At 63.1% G+C, this 15,613-nt stretch carries 14 protein-coding genes; 5 read left to right on the forward strand and 9 right to left on the reverse strand.

Annotation, left to right across the window (positions count from 1 at the left end):
* Nucleotides 1-73: 73 nt before the first annotated feature.
* Complete coding sequence (locus GSQ73_RS11265; RefSeq protein WP_158884032.1) at nucleotides 74-1,441, forward strand: formimidoylglutamate deiminase; 1,368 nt, start codon at nucleotides 74-76, stop codon at nucleotides 1,439-1,441.
* Between the two features lie 346 nt (nucleotides 1,442-1,787).
* Here the strand turns inward: GSQ73_RS11265 and GSQ73_RS11270 are convergent, their stop codons facing one another.
* Complete coding sequence (locus GSQ73_RS11270; RefSeq protein ID WP_158884034.1) at nucleotides 1,788-2,294, reverse strand: Spy/CpxP family protein refolding chaperone; 507 nt, start codon at nucleotides 2,292-2,294, stop codon at nucleotides 1,788-1,790.
* 149 nt (nucleotides 2,295-2,443) lie between these two features.
* Between GSQ73_RS11270 and GSQ73_RS11275 the strand changes: the two genes are divergently transcribed.
* A complete protein-coding gene (locus GSQ73_RS11275; RefSeq protein ID WP_158884036.1) occupies nucleotides 2,444-3,130 on the forward strand; it encodes a response regulator transcription factor in 687 nt (228 codons plus the stop codon).
* Nucleotides 3,127-4,491 (forward strand): HAMP domain-containing sensor histidine kinase, encoded by a 1,365-nt coding sequence (locus tag GSQ73_RS11280; protein ID WP_158884038.1) that lies wholly within the window; start codon nucleotides 3,127-3,129, stop codon nucleotides 4,489-4,491. The genes GSQ73_RS11275 and GSQ73_RS11280 overlap by 4 nt, the downstream gene beginning before the upstream one ends.
* Before the next feature lie 3 nt (nucleotides 4,492-4,494).
* Here the strand turns inward: GSQ73_RS11280 and GSQ73_RS11285 are convergent, their stop codons facing one another.
* Nucleotides 4,495-5,250, reverse strand: a complete 756-nt coding sequence (locus GSQ73_RS11285) for a nuclear transport factor 2 family protein (RefSeq protein ID WP_158884040.1) — start codon at nucleotides 5,248-5,250, stop codon at nucleotides 4,495-4,497.
* Between the two features lie 164 nt (nucleotides 5,251-5,414).
* Between GSQ73_RS11285 and GSQ73_RS11290 the strand changes: the two genes are divergently transcribed.
* Nucleotides 5,415-6,401 carry a multidrug resistance efflux transporter family protein gene (locus GSQ73_RS11290; protein ID WP_158884042.1) on the forward strand — a complete coding sequence of 329 codons (987 nt, stop codon included), beginning with the start codon at nucleotides 5,415-5,417 and terminating at the stop codon, nucleotides 6,399-6,401.
* Here GSQ73_RS11290 and GSQ73_RS11295 read toward each other — a convergent pair.
* Together GSQ73_RS11295 and GSQ73_RS11300 are read right to left on the reverse strand one after the other, a co-directional pair.
* Nucleotides 6,398-7,534 (reverse strand): calcium:proton antiporter, encoded by a 1,137-nt coding sequence (locus GSQ73_RS11295; protein WP_158884044.1) that lies wholly within the window; start codon nucleotides 7,532-7,534, stop codon nucleotides 6,398-6,400. The two genes, GSQ73_RS11290 and GSQ73_RS11295, sit on opposite strands and share 4 nt — an antisense overlap.
* Before the next feature lie 118 nt (nucleotides 7,535-7,652).
* Nucleotides 7,653-8,936, reverse strand: coding sequence for an ectonucleotide pyrophosphatase/phosphodiesterase (locus GSQ73_RS11300; protein ID WP_158884046.1), 1,284 nt, complete (start codon nucleotides 8,934-8,936; stop codon nucleotides 7,653-7,655).
* A gap of 50 nt (nucleotides 8,937-8,986) precedes the next feature.
* Here GSQ73_RS11300 and GSQ73_RS11305 point away from each other — a divergent pair, with 50 nt between their 5' ends.
* Nucleotides 8,987-9,364 (forward strand): hypothetical protein, encoded by a 378-nt coding sequence (locus GSQ73_RS11305; RefSeq protein WP_158884047.1) that lies wholly within the window; start codon nucleotides 8,987-8,989, stop codon nucleotides 9,362-9,364.
* 21 nt (nucleotides 9,365-9,385) lie between these two features.
* Here GSQ73_RS11305 and GSQ73_RS11310 read toward each other — a convergent pair whose 3' ends face one another.
* From GSQ73_RS11310 to GSQ73_RS11330, 5 genes are all read right to left on the reverse strand, one after another.
* Complete coding sequence (locus tag GSQ73_RS11310) at nucleotides 9,386-9,892, reverse strand: methylated-DNA--[protein]-cysteine S-methyltransferase (RefSeq protein WP_158884049.1); 507 nt, start codon at nucleotides 9,890-9,892, stop codon at nucleotides 9,386-9,388.
* Nucleotides 9,889-11,400, reverse strand: coding sequence for a DNA-3-methyladenine glycosylase 2 (locus GSQ73_RS11315; RefSeq protein WP_158884051.1), 1,512 nt, complete (start codon nucleotides 11,398-11,400; stop codon nucleotides 9,889-9,891). Before GSQ73_RS11315 ends, GSQ73_RS11310 begins: the two co-directional genes overlap by 4 nt.
* 177 nt (nucleotides 11,401-11,577) lie before the next feature.
* Nucleotides 11,578-11,991 (reverse strand): response regulator, encoded by a 414-nt coding sequence (locus GSQ73_RS11320; RefSeq protein ID WP_158884053.1) that lies wholly within the window; start codon nucleotides 11,989-11,991, stop codon nucleotides 11,578-11,580.
* 128 nt (nucleotides 11,992-12,119) lie between these two features.
* Nucleotides 12,120-12,491 (reverse strand): response regulator, encoded by a 372-nt coding sequence (locus GSQ73_RS11325; RefSeq protein WP_158884055.1) that lies wholly within the window; start codon nucleotides 12,489-12,491, stop codon nucleotides 12,120-12,122.
* On the reverse strand, nucleotides 12,481-15,612 hold the full coding sequence (locus GSQ73_RS11330; RefSeq protein WP_158884057.1) for a chemotaxis protein CheB: 3,132 nt from the start codon (nucleotides 15,610-15,612) through the stop codon (nucleotides 12,481-12,483). Before GSQ73_RS11330 ends, GSQ73_RS11325 begins: the two co-directional genes overlap by 11 nt.
* Nucleotide 15,613: the final 1 nt, after the last annotated feature.

Consider the following 15,613-nt stretch of genomic DNA (forward strand, 5'->3'; position numbering starts at 1 on the left):
AGCGCCGCGGACGATCGAGTGAAGGCGATGTTGCCGACGCGGCTACAATGCTGCGCAAGTACGGGAGCGATTCATGAGCGACAACGCAGTGGTTGATGGCATCAAGGCAACACATCTGTGGCAGCGCGACGGCTGGCAGGCCGATGCAACGCTCGGCATCACGGCCGATGGATATCTGTCCGAAGCGACGAAAGCGGATGCTTCGAGTGGCGCATGGGTTCTGCCCGGCATGCCCAACCTGCACTCGCATGCATTCCAGCGCGCGATGGCCGGGCTGGCCGAACGCAAGGGACGCAGCGACGACAGTTTCTGGAGTTGGCGCGAGACGATGTATGCGTTCGCCGCATCCATCGGCCCGGAAGAATTGAAGGCCATCGCTGCGCAACTCTATGTCGAAATGCTCAAGGCCGGTTACACGCAGGTCTGCGAATTTCATTACCTGCATCACCAGCCCGACGGCACGCCCTACGCGCAACCGGAAGCAATGTCGCTGGCGTTGATCGAAGCGGCGCGCGAAACCGGCATCGCGATGACGTTGCTGCCGGTGCTGTATATCAGCGGAGGTTTCGACGGGCGCGCGCTTGCCGCGCGTCAGCGGCGTTTCGGCCACGATGTGGACGGCTATCTGCGATTGCTGGAAGCATTGCGCGCACACGAACACGCCGGCCTGCGTGTCGGCATCGCGCTGCATTCGCTGCGCGCCGTGCCGCAGCAAGCCATGGATGCCGTGCTTGCCAGCGACATCGCGAAGGATCGCCCGATCCATATCCACATCGCCGAGCAGATTGGCGAAGTGCAGGACTGCCTGGCTGTGCGCGGTGCGCGCCCGGTGGAGTGGTTGTTCGATCACGCCGATGTCGACGCACGCTGGTGTCTGGTACACGCCACGCACCTCACCGACGCCGAGATGCTGCAGGTCGCACGCAGCGGTGCGGTGGCAGGGCTGTGCCCGACGACGGAAGCAAATCTTGGCGATGGACTTTTTCCTTTGGCCGCCTATCTGGATGCGCACGGTGCGCTTGGCATCGGTTCGGATTCGCATATCTCGATCTCGCCGGTGGAGGAATTGCGCTGGCTGGAATACGGCCAGCGGCTGACCAGCGGACATCGCAACATCGCCGCGCGCGGGCAAGGGGTGAGCGTCGGCGAAACCTTGTGGCGTGCTGCGTTGCTTGGCGGAGCGCAGGCATCCGGCCTGCCGGTCGGTACGTTGCAGGCTGGTGCGCGCGCGGATCTCGTCGTGCTGGACGAAAACTCTCCGCTGCTCGCGGCGCGCGACACGCGTTCGATGCTCGACAGTTTCGTGTTCGCAGGCAACACGCCGCTGGTGCGCGACGTGATGTGCGGCGGGAAGTGGCTGGTGCGCGATTTCCATCATCACGACGAAGTGCGCATCGCGGTGCGTTACCGCAAAGTGGTCGAGGCGCTTGCTGCGCGCTGAACGGTCGCCGTGTTTTTGATGAACGCCAACCATCGCCGGCGTCGAACGCGGTCATCGTCCGCGCTGCATGCGACGTTTTCCATGGCACGTCCCCAATGAGGAATGTGCCATGCGTCGTTTCATGTCTTCGTGTCTTCTCGCCGTCGCGCTGCTCGGCGGCGCCGTATCAATGACGGGCTGTGTCGTTGTGCCGCCGCGTCATGCCCGCGTCTGGGTGCCCGGGTACTGGGGCCGCGGTCACGTCTGGGTGGGCCCGCACTGGCGTGATCGTTGAGTCGTGTCCGCGCTCGAAACCTTGGTGAGGAAAACGGCGCCAGCATGATCGCTGGCGCCATTCCCTTGCTGCTTACTGCGCGGCCTGCGGCGTGGTGCCGGCGGCGGCTTTCTGCTGTGCGCGCAATTGTTGCCACTGCTGGCGACGTGCATCCTGCTGCGCCTTCATGGTGGCGAGCTGCGCTTTCTGCGGGGCGGTCAGCACGGCGTAGATCTGCGCGCGGATAGTCGCCTGCTGCTGCACGCGAACCTGGGTCGCGGCACCTTCGGCCTGGGCGAGGCGCGAAGCAGTTGCGGTGTAGCCGACCTGATCCGGCGTCATCGATTCGAAGGCGCTGCGCTGCTGGCGAAGTGCCGTACGCTGCGTCTTGTTCTGCGCGAAGCTGGCCTGCACGATCTGCTTGATGCTTGCACGCTGTGCGTCCGTGAGGTCGAGCTTTTTCAACGCCATGAACTGGCCGCCGTGATGACCGTGTCCGCCGTGCCAGCCACCTTCACCACCGGCAGGGCCGGCGACGGCAAACGTGGAGAGGGCAACGGCCGATGCCAAAGTCAGGCCGAGAAGGAGAGTCTTGCGCATGGGTAGTACCTTCGTCTGTGGGGGAGTGGTGTTGCAGACATTAGACGACGCCACTGCGTGTATGTTCGTTGCGGGAGGGTAAAGATGGGTAAAGACCATGGAGTTCACGCGCGCGCACAGGTTGAATGGGCATGAACCCAACGGTTGCCATGTCCAGAATCCTGATCGTCGACGATGACCGCGCGCTCTGCAGCCTGCTGGCCGAGTACCTCCAGCGTGAAGGTTTCATCGTGAGCGTCGCCCACGATGCGGACGAAGCCCTTGCCGTGCTGCATTCCCCGACGCATCGACCGGACCTGATGATTCTCGACGTGATGATGCCGGGCCGCGACGGCCTTGAAACCCTGCGAGAAGTTCGCCAGCAATACCGCTTCCCGGTGATCATGCTGTCCGCGCGCGGCGAAGCGGTGGATCGCGTGATCGGCCTCGAACTCGGTGCGGACGATTACCTCGCCAAGCCCTGCCTGCCGCGCGAGTTGCTGGCGCGCGTGCGTGCGCAGCTGCGCCGACATGCACCGACCGTTGGCGGCGCGTTGCAAGTGGGCTCGCTTCGCCTGCTGCCGGCCGAGCGACGCGCGCAGGTCGGCGGCGCCGAGCTCACGCTGACCGGCGCGGAATTCATGCTGCTGCTCGCGCTGGCGCAACGCGCGGGCGAACTCATCGACAAGGCGGCATTGACACGCGTGGCCCTGGGCCGCGAACTGGAGCGTTTCGATCGCAGTGTCGACGTGCACGTCAGCCGGCTTCGCCACAAACTGGGCGAAGCATCGCCATCGGCTCCACGCATCGACTCCGTTCGCGGCGCCGGTTATGTACTCATCGCGGGTGGGCCATGAATCCGTTCAAGAGTTCACTCTATTGGCGACTGCTGATCTGGTTCTGCGTCGCCAATGTGCTGGTGCTTTTTCTCGGCGGCTTCCTGACGCGCGGCTTCATCGAATACAGCACGGCCAGGGATATCAACTGGTCGGCGATTGCGCAGGAAGCCGACCAGGTTTACGAAAACGGTGGTGCGCAGGCGCTTGCGGACTGGTCCCGACAGCAGCAGCACGATGGCATTCAGGCCACGCTGTATCAGCATGGCGAAGCGTTGTATCCGATCCGCCTGCACGAGCTGATCGAGCGACGCTTGCCGAACCTGCTCGCCGCCGATGGCGACACCGTGCTGCAACCCTGGCCGGGCGTTTACGTGGCCGTGGAGCAGGTCGTGGGCAATGACGGACAGACACGCCAGCTGGTGGCGATGAGCCGAACCCACACGCGCCTGCGGCCGCAGACACGCCAGACGATTCTACTCAGCGTGCAGCTTGTGCTGTCGCTGCTGTGCATCGGCCTGCTTGGCTGGTGGGTTGCGCGCAGCGTGGCCAAGCCGGTCGAAGCATTGCGCGATGCGACGCATCGCATGGCGGCGGGCGAATTGTCGACGCGCGTCGGCCGGCAGGGCGGACTGGCACACGACGAAATCGCGCAGCTCGCCTACGACTTCGATGCCATGGCCGAGCGCATCGAAGCATTGGTCGCGCACGGTCGCAGCGTGCTGCAGGATCTCTCGCACGAATTGCGTTCGCCGCTCGCGCGACTGCACCTGATCCTCGACCTTGCCCGGCGCAGCAACTCGCCGGACGAGGCCGCGGGTTATTTCACGCAGGCCGAGCAGGAAATCGATCGACTCGACCGCATGACCGGCGAAATGCTCACGCTGTCACGGCTGGAAAGCGGCATTCCTGGCATGAGCCGCGAGCATCTGGATCTGGTCGATCTGGCGCACGGCTGCATGGCGCAGGCGGAGCTCGAAGCCGGCGCACGCAACATCCGCTTGCAGCTTGCGTCGAGTGGCCCGGTCGCCGTGCTCGGCAGCCCGTTGCTGCTGGAGCGTGCGCTGGACAACCTGATTGCCAACGCGATCAAGTTCAGTCCCGAAGGCGCCACCGTCGAACTCGATGTCACGGCGGATACGGAGCTCGCCAAGATCTCGGTGAGCGATCACGGTCCGGGCGTGCCGGAGGGCGAGCTGGAATTTCTGTTTCGCCCGTTCTTTCGTGGCAGCAACGCCGCGCGTGCCGATGGACACGGCATGGGCCTGGCGATCGTGCAGCGCGTGGTGCAGGTCCATGGCGGCGACATTCGCGCGATCAACGCCTCAGGCGGCGGACTCCAAGTGCAGTTGCAGTTGCCGTTGGCGCCAGCGATTACCTGAGCATCAGCGCGTCGGTCGATCTGCGTCGCGCGCGAGATGCAGGTCGTTGAACTTGCGCCGCTCGATCACCTCGATCACTTTTCCGTGGCTGTCGCGACGGAAAATCAGCAGGCTGCGTTCGTCGTCGGTGCTCGTGAAGATATCCGGCGCGATCGGGTCCAACGCGTTGAATGGACGTCCAGCCTTGCTCACGTAACCGACCACACCATCCTTCACGCTGAAAATCCACGCGCGATCCGGCGCGTAGCGATAGGTGCCCACGTAATCGGCCGGTTTCAATCCATCGACTTTCAGCTTCGGCGGCGCGGTCGGCATCGTGACGTCTTCATAGGCAGCGATTTTCCACTGGCCGCTCTGCTTCACGAAAGTCAGCAGCGATTGGTAGCGCACCACGAACTGTTGCCCGAACACGGTTTCGCGTTCGTATTCTTCCGCCTGCAGCACGACGCTGTCGCCGTACTGCGTGGCGTGCGGATCGCGCAACTCGATGCTGCCGGAAAACCCTGCGGGAAATGTCTGCAGCGAATCCACCGCGTCCTTCTTGTGCTGGATGTGACCGAATTCGTCGATGAGGATCGCGTCGTCGGTCAGCGTTTTCTGCCACACGCTCTTGTCGCCCTGCGGAATCGCATCGACCCACGCCTGCGTGATGGCGACCAGCTGGTCGCGCAACGCAGGTGTCGCTTCCGCAGCGCGTGCCGAAGCGGCATGAAGAAATCCTGCGCAGACCAGCGCCGCAGCGATTGCCGTCGTCCGCATGATGGTTTCTCCTCGAGTTGCAACCGTGATGCGGGCGAGTCTGCGCGCACTGGCGCGACCGGCAACCGTGCATGAAGTCATGTCGCGAGAAGATCCTCGAATTCCTGCGTTTCGCATCGAGCGCCGATTTGCAACACTGACAGTCGCCTCTCGAACGGATTCCCATGCGCTCCTCTTCGCTCGCCGCCGTTGGTCTCGCGCTTTGCTCGGCGCTGTTTTTCACGCTGACGTACGTGCTCAACCGCAGCCTCGTTGCGGGTGGCGGACATTGGGCATGGGCGGTGATCCTGCGCTATCTGATCACGCTGCCTCTGCTGGCGATGGTGCTGCCGTTTCAGGGCAGGCTCGGTGAATTGCCGCGCGAATTGAAACACCACGCGCGTACATGGCTCACCTGGAGCAGTGTCGGTTTCGTGCTGTTCGGCATCCCGCTGACCTGGGCGGCGAGCAGTGGACCGTCGTGGCTGATCGCCGGCAGCTTCCAGACCACCGTGCTAGCCGGTCCGCTGCTGGCGCCGCTGATCTATCGCGACGAACGCCGCACGCTCGCCTGGCGCACGCTGGCGATCGGCGTGCTGATCGTCATCGGCGTGTTCACCCTGCAATGGGGCCACGCGCACGGGCAGCTGCATGCGAACGACTGGCTGGCGATCGGCGCGGTGGTGCTTTCCGCGTTCGCGTATCCGCTGGGCAACCGCAAGGTTCTCTTGCATCTCGAACATTGCGGCTGTCGGCTCAATGCGGTGCAGCGCGTGTTCGGCATGACACTGTGCAGTTGGCCGCTGTGGCTGGTACTCGCCGTGATCGCATGGATCACCGTCGGCCCGCCGACGCTGCGCGAAGCGCTGCTCGCCGGTGGCGTGGCGTTGTCGTCCGGCACGATCGCCACCGTGATGTTTTTCCGCGCCACCGACATGGTGCGCCGCGAACCGACCGCACTTGCCGCGGTGGAAGCGATGCAGGCGGCGGAACTGTTGTTCGCCACATGGCTCGGCGTGCTGTTTCTCGGTGAGGCATGGCCAACCGGCTATGCGGCATGCGGCGCGCTGGCGATCATCATCGGCATCGCCTTGTTCGGATGGGTCAGCGGCCGCGGCGCAGGGACCAACCACGACGCAAGCGATGCACTGGAAGGTGATCGCGGCGCCTAGCCTTCGAAAGTGAAAAACAGGTACGCGACGAACAACACCAGATGCACGCCACCTTGCAGCACGTTGGTGCGGCCGCTGGAAAACGTCACCAGGCAAAGTGCCAGCGTGAGCACGAACAGCATCAGATCGGTGTGTTGCAGGCCGAGGATGATCGGGTGATGGGTGAGATGGCTGACGATCAGGATCGCCGGGATCGTCAGCCCGATCGTCGCCAGCACCGAGCCGAGAAAGATATTCACCGAACGCTGCAGATGATTGCTCGCTGCGGCACGCACCGCACCGATCGCCTCCGGCGCCGCCACGAGAATCGCCAGCGTCAGGCCCGCCAGCGCGGCCGGTGCGTGCACGGTTTCGACGACGTAATCCACCGGTACGCCGATCTGTTCGGCAAGATAGATGATCGGCACCATGTACGCGATCAGCAGCACCGTGTGGCGCAACACGCTCTTGCCTTGCGGCGCATGGGCTGCGTGCGCATTCGTCTTTTTCGGCGCGTGCGCGACCAGCTGTTCGCCTTCGACGAAATAGCCGCGATGCCGATGCGTCTGCAACAACAGGAAAGCTGCATACAGAACTACCGACACCGTGGCGAGAAACATTTCCTGCGGAAACGACATCGTTGGCCCGGAGGTCGACACGGTGAAATCCGGCATGACCAGGCACAGCACGCCCAGCGGAATGATCACGCCGAGATACGCGTTCGCGCCCTGCAGGTTGTATTGCTGTTCGCGATGACGCCAGCCGCCCATCAACAGCGAAAGCCCGACCATGCCGTTGAGGATGACCATGCTCACCGCGAACAACGTGTCGCGCGCGAGCGTCGGGTTGTTGTCTCCGTGCAGCATCACCGCCGTGATGCTCATGACCTCGATCGAGGTGATCGACAAGGTCAGGATAAGCGTGCCGTACGGTTCACCAAGTCGTTCGGCGAGACAGTCGGCGTGCTGCACGACCGCGACAGCGGAACCCAGGATGGTGAGGAACAGCCAGAAGAAAACCGTCACCAGCCACAACGGGCTGACAAAGCCGTCCATGAGGCGATGCCCGAACCAGAGAAAAAGGCCGCTGGTCAGCGCGCTGAATGCGAGAAACCATTCCTTGCGCAACAGCGTGCGTAATTGCCGATTGCCCATGATGCGTCCCCTTGGCCACGCGCCGCGACGATGCATTCGCGCGAGCCATCGCCTGATGCCACGCCGAACCATCTCCCGGCATTGATCGTAGTCCTGCGGGGCGCTCCTGCAAACTGCGTCAACGCGCGGACGGCTTGAGCATGTCCTTCACCGCGTCATAGTCGCCATCGTTGGCTGCTGGCGGAATACCGAGCAGATGCGTCATCAGCGGATAGACGTCTACATTCGGGAACGCGTCCACTTTTGCATCGACACGAAATGCAGGCCCGTGCGCCACGAACAATGCCTGCATGGCGGGGGTGCTGTTGTCGTAACCGTGCTCGCCGAGATTGGGTTTTTTCTCCGCGAGTTTCGATGCGGTGGTGATGTGCCAGCCCGCATCGGCAAGGCACAGCAATTGCGGCACGCGCGGGTTGTGGCCGTAGATGAAGCGCGCCGGCACACGTGTCTTGTCCCAGCACTGCATGTGCTGCTGCGGCCGTGCCATGGTCCGTTCGATCGCGGCGAACTTCATCATTGCGTCGGTGCTCTGGTTTTTCGGATTGAATCCCGCCAGCACGCCGGTCGCCACCATCTCGACCTCGTCCAGCGGCAGCAGTTTGTCGATGACGATGAGGTGCGATGGCGCAACTGCCGCCATGCCATGGTCGGACAGCACAATCATGTTCATGCGCTCGAACAGCCCGCGCTGTTTCAGGCCCTGCACCAGCCGAGCGATCGCTGCATCGGTCTCGCGCAGCGCATTGTTCACTTGCACCGAATCCGGTCCGAATTCGTGGCCGGCGTGATCGACCGCATCGAAATACAACGTGGTGAAATCCGGCCGTCCATCTGCCGGCCGATCGAACCACGCCAGCACCTGATCCACACGCTGGTCGGCGGTTTCCTGGATATCGAAAGGCTTCCATTCGTCCGGATGGTGACCGTGGATGTCGGCCTCGGTGCCGGGCCAGAACATCGTCGCCGTGCGCAGGCCGTGCGCATCGGCGGTCTCCCAGATCGGCGTGCCTTGCGCCCACCAGCGTCCGTCGCTCACCGCTTTGCGGTTGCCCATCGAGAAACTGCCGAGTACCGGGTCGGTCATCATGTTGTTGACCACGCCGTGGTGGTCGGGGCGCAGGCCGGTGACGATGGTGTAGTGGTTCGGAAACGTCAGCGATGGAAACGATGGCTGCATCGACGCAGCCCGCACGCCGGTGTTCGCGAGCATCGCCAGCGTCGGGCTGAGGCCGCGGTCGATATAGTCGTGGCGATAGGCGTCGATCGAAATCAGCAGCAGCGGTACGGGGCGCTTTGCATGTTCACTTGCATCGCTTGCATGGGGCACCGAAAGTTTTTGCGTGGCGCAGCCGGCGGTCAATGCTGCCGTCAAACAGAGCAGCAGGCGGAACGGGTTTTTCATGCATGAAGTCCTACAATGCGAATGCCATCCCTGCATGATCGCGCATCGACATGACCAATACACGCACAACAAAGACACGGACCACGACATCACGCACGACGACATTGCGCATCGCGTTTGCATTCGCATTGCCTGGTTCGATGCTGCTGGTGCCGCTTGCATGCAACGCGCAATCGCGCGCGCAGGCCCAGCAGAACGTGCAACAACAGCAGACGCAGAATCAGTTGCAGCAGAGCCAACAGCAACAGCAGTTGCATCAGGGCGTGTCGGATAACGCCAAGGCGCCCAACGCCAACAATCCGCAAGCGACACAGCAAAGCGACCAGGCTGATCAGGCGCGTCAGCAGCAGGAACGCGCGCAGCAGCAGAACATGGTTCGCGACGCCGACGCGGCACAGAATCAGCCGGCATCCGCGCGCAGCAGCTGAGTCATCGCGCGCGCCGGCGACTCAGGCGAACAGATCGCCGTGCGCCACGCGTTCTTCCATCGAGAGCAGAAATCGTTTTGTCGGCAGGCCGCCGCCGAAGCCGGTAAGGCTGCCGTTGCTGCCGATCACGCGATGGCAGGGGATCACGATCGGCAACGGGTTGCTGCCGTTCGCGGCACCGGCCGCGCGCACCGCTTGCGGTTGTTCGATGCGCCGCGCCAGTTCGCCGTAGCTGATGGTGACGCCGTAAGGAATGATTTCCAGCGCTCGCCACACGGCCATTTGAAAGGGCGTGCCCAGCGGATGCAACGGCAGATCGAACACCCGCCGCGCGCCCGCGAAATATTCGTCCAGCTGCGTGCGCGCCAACGCGAGTGCTTTCGGCGAGTGCACCCAGTTGGGGGATGGCTTCTGCGGGCGACGCGCAGTCTCGAACCACACGCAGCGCAGTCCTTCGTGATCTGCAGCAAGCAGCAGCTGGCCGATCGGCGTCTGCATGATGTCGTAGTGAATTGTTTCGTTGCTCATCGCGTACTCGCTTTCTTCTTCGCCGCAGTCGCAGGCGCGACATCGCCGGCGGCACGCCACAGGTGCATCACGGCATAGGCGCGCCACGGGCGCCACGCTTCGGCCAGTTCCTTCAATGCCCGCGTGCTGAGCTCAGGCGCGTTGCCGGCAGCGACGCGGCGCAGAATCAGGTCCGCGGCGGGGAATGCATCCGGATGACTGAGTGCGCGCATCGCCATGTAATGCGCGGTCCACTCGCCGATGCCGGGCAGGGCGACCCAGCGCTCGACGAATTCCTCCAGCGATTGCTCCGCGCGAAAGTCGACGCGACCATCGAGCAGCGCGCTGGCAATGCCGCGAATCGTCGCGGCGCGCGCCGTGGTCACGCCGATCTCGCGCAGGTCGGCATCGACGAGTTGCGCTGGCGTGGGAAACAGCCGGTCGAGTCCTGGTGCCATCGGCACGGCCAGCGGTTTGCCGTAACGATGCACGATGCGCGTCGCCAGCGTGCGGGCGGCAGCCACGCTCACCTGTTGCCCAAGTACGGCGCGCACCGCGACTTCGAAACCATCCCAGCCGCCCGGCAGGCGCAGGCCCGGACGCTTGCGCAGCATCGGCTTCAGCACGCCACCGATGCCGAGCGTGGCGGTGATCACTTGCGGATCGGCATCGAGATCGAACATGCGCCGCAGTCGCGTCACTATCGGAAGCAGTTGTGCGGGTTGCGGGCTGTGCAGCTCGAGTTTCAGCGCGTGCTCGCCATTCGGCCATGCGCTCAGACGCAGCCAGCCCGGCGCATCCGCCGGCCCGCATACGCGCATGTAACTTTGCTCGTCGACCCATTCCACGCCGGGCAGCGAACGCCCGCGAAGAAACGCGAGGATCGCCTCGAAATCGTAGGGCGGCCGATAGCCGAGCCGCAGCACCAGCGCGTCGCCGATGGTCGCGCGCGGATGCCGGCGAAGTTCGCGCGGCTGGATGCGGTTCGCCTGCGCGAACGCGGCGTTGAACCGGCGCAGGCTGCCGAAGCCGGACGCAAGCGCGACTTCGGTCACCGGCATCGCGGTTTCCGTGAGCAGTTGTTTCGCGAACAGCAGGCGACGCGTCGTATGGACGTCCATCGGTGGTGCACCGAGATGTTCGACGAACAATCGGCGCAGCTGCCGCGCACCGATTGTCACGCGCGCTGCCAGTTCTTCCAGCGAATGATCGGCGAGGAAACCTGCGTCGATCAGTTTGAGTGCACGCGCTACCACGTGCTCGCCGCGCTGCCAGATCGCATTGCCCGGCGCGAGTTCGGGCCGGCAGCGCAGACACGGCCGGAATCCTGCCGCTTCCGCTGCGGCGGCGCTGGTGTAGTAGCGAATGTTCTGCGATTTCGGCGAGGGTGCGGGGCACACCGGCCGACAATAAATGCGCGTGCTGGTGACGGCGGTAAAGAACAATCCGTCGAAGCGCGCATCGCGACTGCGACGCGCCTGCTCGCAGATCTTGAAATCGGGAAGGGTCGTGTTGAAGGTCTCGGACATGCACGCAGGCTAGCACTGCGCATACGCCATGACTCGCCGTTTTCGGACATCAATGTGAGGAGCGAATCCGGCCATCGAATGCCAGCGACTGCGTAGACGTTTCGCCACGCCTGCATGCCAAGCGAATGCACGACGCGCTGTGGAATGTGCTCGCGATACAGACTCAGGGTTGCAACTTCAGGATTCGCTGGTCTGCGGCGGCCGGATGGACGAAACATTCGCTCGCGGAAGCAGGGTCGCCGATGCAAGCATCACCGCCTGCCGGAGCTCACCGATGTCGTACGGCTTGGACACGCACGGCGCGCACGCATAACGCGCATCGATATCCCTGCGTGTCAGCGCCGTGGCGATGATGAAAGGAATGCCTCGTTGCATCAGCCGATCGAGAATCGGATACGCCGCCATGCCGCGAAGGTCGAGATCCACCACAGCCAGGTCGCAGCTCTCATCGAGCGCAGCTTCCATCGCCTGGTCGAACGATCCGATGCAAGGTCCCGCTTTGCAGCCCAACCGGGTCAACACATCGGCAAGCGTGCCCGCGAGGAGAAAATCATCCTCGATCACCATCACCCGGATGGCTGTGCTGTGCATGGTGGAACCCCCTGACGATCCGGTCGCTCTTGCTTCCTGTTGCAGCGAGCATACGCAGGCATGTTATGTGGCGCCAGACAAGATTGGCGATCGCCATGAAAAGCTGCAGTAATACGCCGTAGCGGGCCTCAAGCGGCCCGAAGATGCTCGAGCGCGGTGAGCAGTGTCTTCAGTCGGAAGGGTTTTTCGAGCACCGTGAGATGGTCGTATGCCGTGGGTAGCTGGCTCGGCGCGTAGCCGGTCAGCACGCAAACCGGGATGCGGTTTTCCTTCAGCGCAGGAATCAGCGCCTCGGTAGTGGTGGTGGCAAGCCGGTAGTCGATCACGGCCATATCGGGGCAGGGCGAGTTCTCCAACAGTGCCAATGCTGCGTCTACCGTGGCCACCGGCCCGAGAATGCGATAGCCCTTCGCTTCCAGCGCCATCTCGAGTGAGGCGGCGATCAGCAGCTCGTCCTCGACAACCATCACAAGGGGCCCATCTGGCGGCTTACTGTTCATCAGCTATTTTCGTTTCACTCTTCTGAAGTCGGGGAACCCGCAACGTCAGCTGCAATCCTTCCGCAGCGTAGGTGATGTCGCTGTGACCATTGAGTTCATAGGCGAGCTGTCGGTCCACCAGCAGCGTGCCGAATCCACGATGTGACGGTGGCCCCACGGGTGGCCCCCCTGTTTCACTCCAGTGAATCTCCATCGTTTTTGCCGAATCATCGATGCACGCCCATGTGATGTTGATGTGTCCGTCCTGATTGGACAGCGCACCGTATTTCAATGCATTCGTGGCCAGCTCGTGGATAACCATGCCCAGTGCCAATGCTTCGCGCGGATGAAGTTTCAGCGGAGGTCCGTCGAGGGAATAACGCGTCGATCCGGCGATCACTCCCAGTTCTTCCTTCAGCAGCCCGCGGAACGACATGTAGGACCAGTCGGTTTCCGTCAGCAGCTTGTACGTCCGCGCCATGGCGTGCAGGCGATTGAGGAACGCATCGAACGCTTCGGCCTCCACATGATCGGCAAGCGTCTGGCTGGCCATGGCGCTCACCACCGCCAGCATGTTGCGCACGCGATGGTTGAGTTCGCCGATCATCGTCTTGTGCCGCGCATCTGCGCTGATCAACGCGGTGACCTCGACGAAAGTCATCACCACGCCGCCGGTTTCTTCCGCCTCACCCGCATAAGGCAGGATGCACATCAGGTAATGCTTCTGCCCGTCGCGACGGCTTACCGCGATTTCCATGGCCGTGCGCCGTACCAGTGTGTTCTCCAGGTTCTGGCGCAAGTCGATCGCATCGAGTTGATGCGCCAGGTCGGTGATGAGCCGCCCGCGATCCGACGGAATCAGAGTGAACAATTCGGTGGCCGCCTGCGTGTAGCTGCGGATGCCCAGGTCGCGGTCGAGGAAGATCGTCGCGATGCCGGTGTTTTCGAGCAGCCCCTGCAGATCCGCGTTGGCCTGGTCCAGCGCCTCCACGTTATGCGTCATCTCGCTATTGACCGTCTGCAGCTCCTCGTTGACGGATTGCAGTTCTTCCTTCGAGGTTTCGAGTTCTTCGTTGGAGGATTGCAGCTCCTCGTTGAGCGACATCAGCTCTTCATTGGCAACGCGCAATTCCTCGATCGCCGTTTCGAATTCCTCGTAGGTCGATTGCAATTGCTCGCGTGTGTCGCGCAGTTCGCGATCCAGATGCTCCACTGTCTGGATGTCGGCCGGTTGCGAAACCAAGGGCAGCTTGGGGGCCACGCCGTGGTCGTTGAATACTACGAGGTACAACGGCGTTTCGCCGTCGTCGAACGGTTCGATGGTCACCTGCACACGATGCGGAACGTCATCGCGCGGCATGACGACTTCGGGCAGTTCCACTTTCAGCTGCGTGTTCACTACCTCCTGCAGCGCGTGGCGTAAACCAAGGCGAAGCTCCTTGCGCGCGTTGGATAGCAGGTGCCGACTCGGCGCACCGGAAGGAAACTCCAGGTAATTGCCGGTACGCGCGGAGTAGAACAATGCATCGCTGCGACCATTCACCAACACGTAGGGCGGCGTATGCGCCTGCAGCATGCGCGCCTCGATCTGTCGGCGCATCGCGTTGCTCGACGACGCCGCGACGCTCGCTTCGAACGAACGTGTGATGGCCGGCTTGCCACTCTTCGTCAGCAGCGGCAGCGACAGCCCGGCGGTGACATTGGGAAGCCGCTGGTAGATGCGGTGTTCCTTGCTCACCGGCGTGAACAACGTGCCGTGGCGCGACGCGCCCTCGGCGATGCCGACAAACAGGAAGCCATCCGGTCGCAATGCGTAATGCAGGATCGGCAGGATGCGATCCTGGAATTCCGGCCCGAGATAAATCAGCAGGTTCCGGCAGGACACCAGGTCGATGCGTGAGAACGGCGGATCGCGCAACGCGTTATGCGGCGAAAACGTGCAGATGTCGCGCAACCTTTTCCGCACGGTGAAATGGCCACGGTCCTCGTCGAAAAACCGTTTGCGGCGTTCGTCGGATACATCTTCCAGCAGCACGGAGGGATAGCGCGCCTTGCGCGCGATGCTCAACGCGTGTTCGTCGATATCGGTCGCGAAAATGCGTACCTCCGGCGCGTTGCCGCCGAGCTTGTCCAGGCATTCCAGCAGCAGGATGCCGAGTGAATAGGCTTCTTCGCCGGTGGCACAGCCGGGTACCCACACGCGAATTTCGGCCTGTGAATCCTTGCCCTTGAACAACGCCGGCATGACCTGCTGTTCAAGCAACGCGAACGCGGCGATGTCGCGGAAGAAGCTGGTCACGCTGATCAGCAGATCGCGGAACAGCATGGTCACTTCCCCGGGCGTGTGCCGCAGGCGTTCCAGGTACTTGTCCATCGTCGCCAGCTGCAACACGTGCATGCGGCGGTACATGCGGCGGTAGAAGGTACTTGGCTTGTAGCCGCTGAAGTCGTGCCCGGTCTGTGTGAGTAGGAGGGCGCAGATCGCCAGGCGCGATTCCTCTCGATGCCTGGCCACTTCGTCGTGCTGTTTCTGCCCGGCATCGTTGGTTGCGAGGATCATTTCGGCGATGCGCGCGGGGATTTTCTCCACCGGCAATTGCAGGTCGATCACGCCTGCGGCGATCGCGCTTCGCGGCATGCCGGAAAAAAGCGGCGTCGAACCATCTTCGCCTTGCGCGATGGTCAGGCCGCCACGCTCCTTGATCGCCTTCAGGCCCAATGCGCCATCTGCACCCGTGCCGGACAGCACCACGCCGATAGCGTGTTCGCCGTACGCCTCGGCCATCGAGTTGAACATCCGGTCGATCACCGTCGGCACGCGTTCCATCGGGTTGATCGGCGCGATGTCCAGCATCCCGTTCTGCACGGTCATCACCTGACCGGGCGGAATCACGTAGATCGTCCGTTCTTCGACGGGCATGCCGTTTTCCGCGAGCAACAGACGCATGCCGGTATGACGGGAAAGGATCTCCGGCAGGTGGCTGGGTCGTTCCCGCGCCAGGTGCATCGCTACCAGATATGCCGCGCGCGGCTGCTCGGTTTCATGATCGAAAAACGCGCTCAGCGCTTCCACGCCCCCTGCGGATGCGCCAATGCCCACGACCGTCACCGCCGGCTGATTTGATAGTTCCGACTGCGTCATG

Source organism: Rhodanobacter sp. L36 (genome assembly GCF_009765755.1).
In the GTDB taxonomy this organism is placed as follows: Bacteria; Pseudomonadota; Gammaproteobacteria; order Xanthomonadales; family Rhodanobacteraceae; genus Rhodanobacter.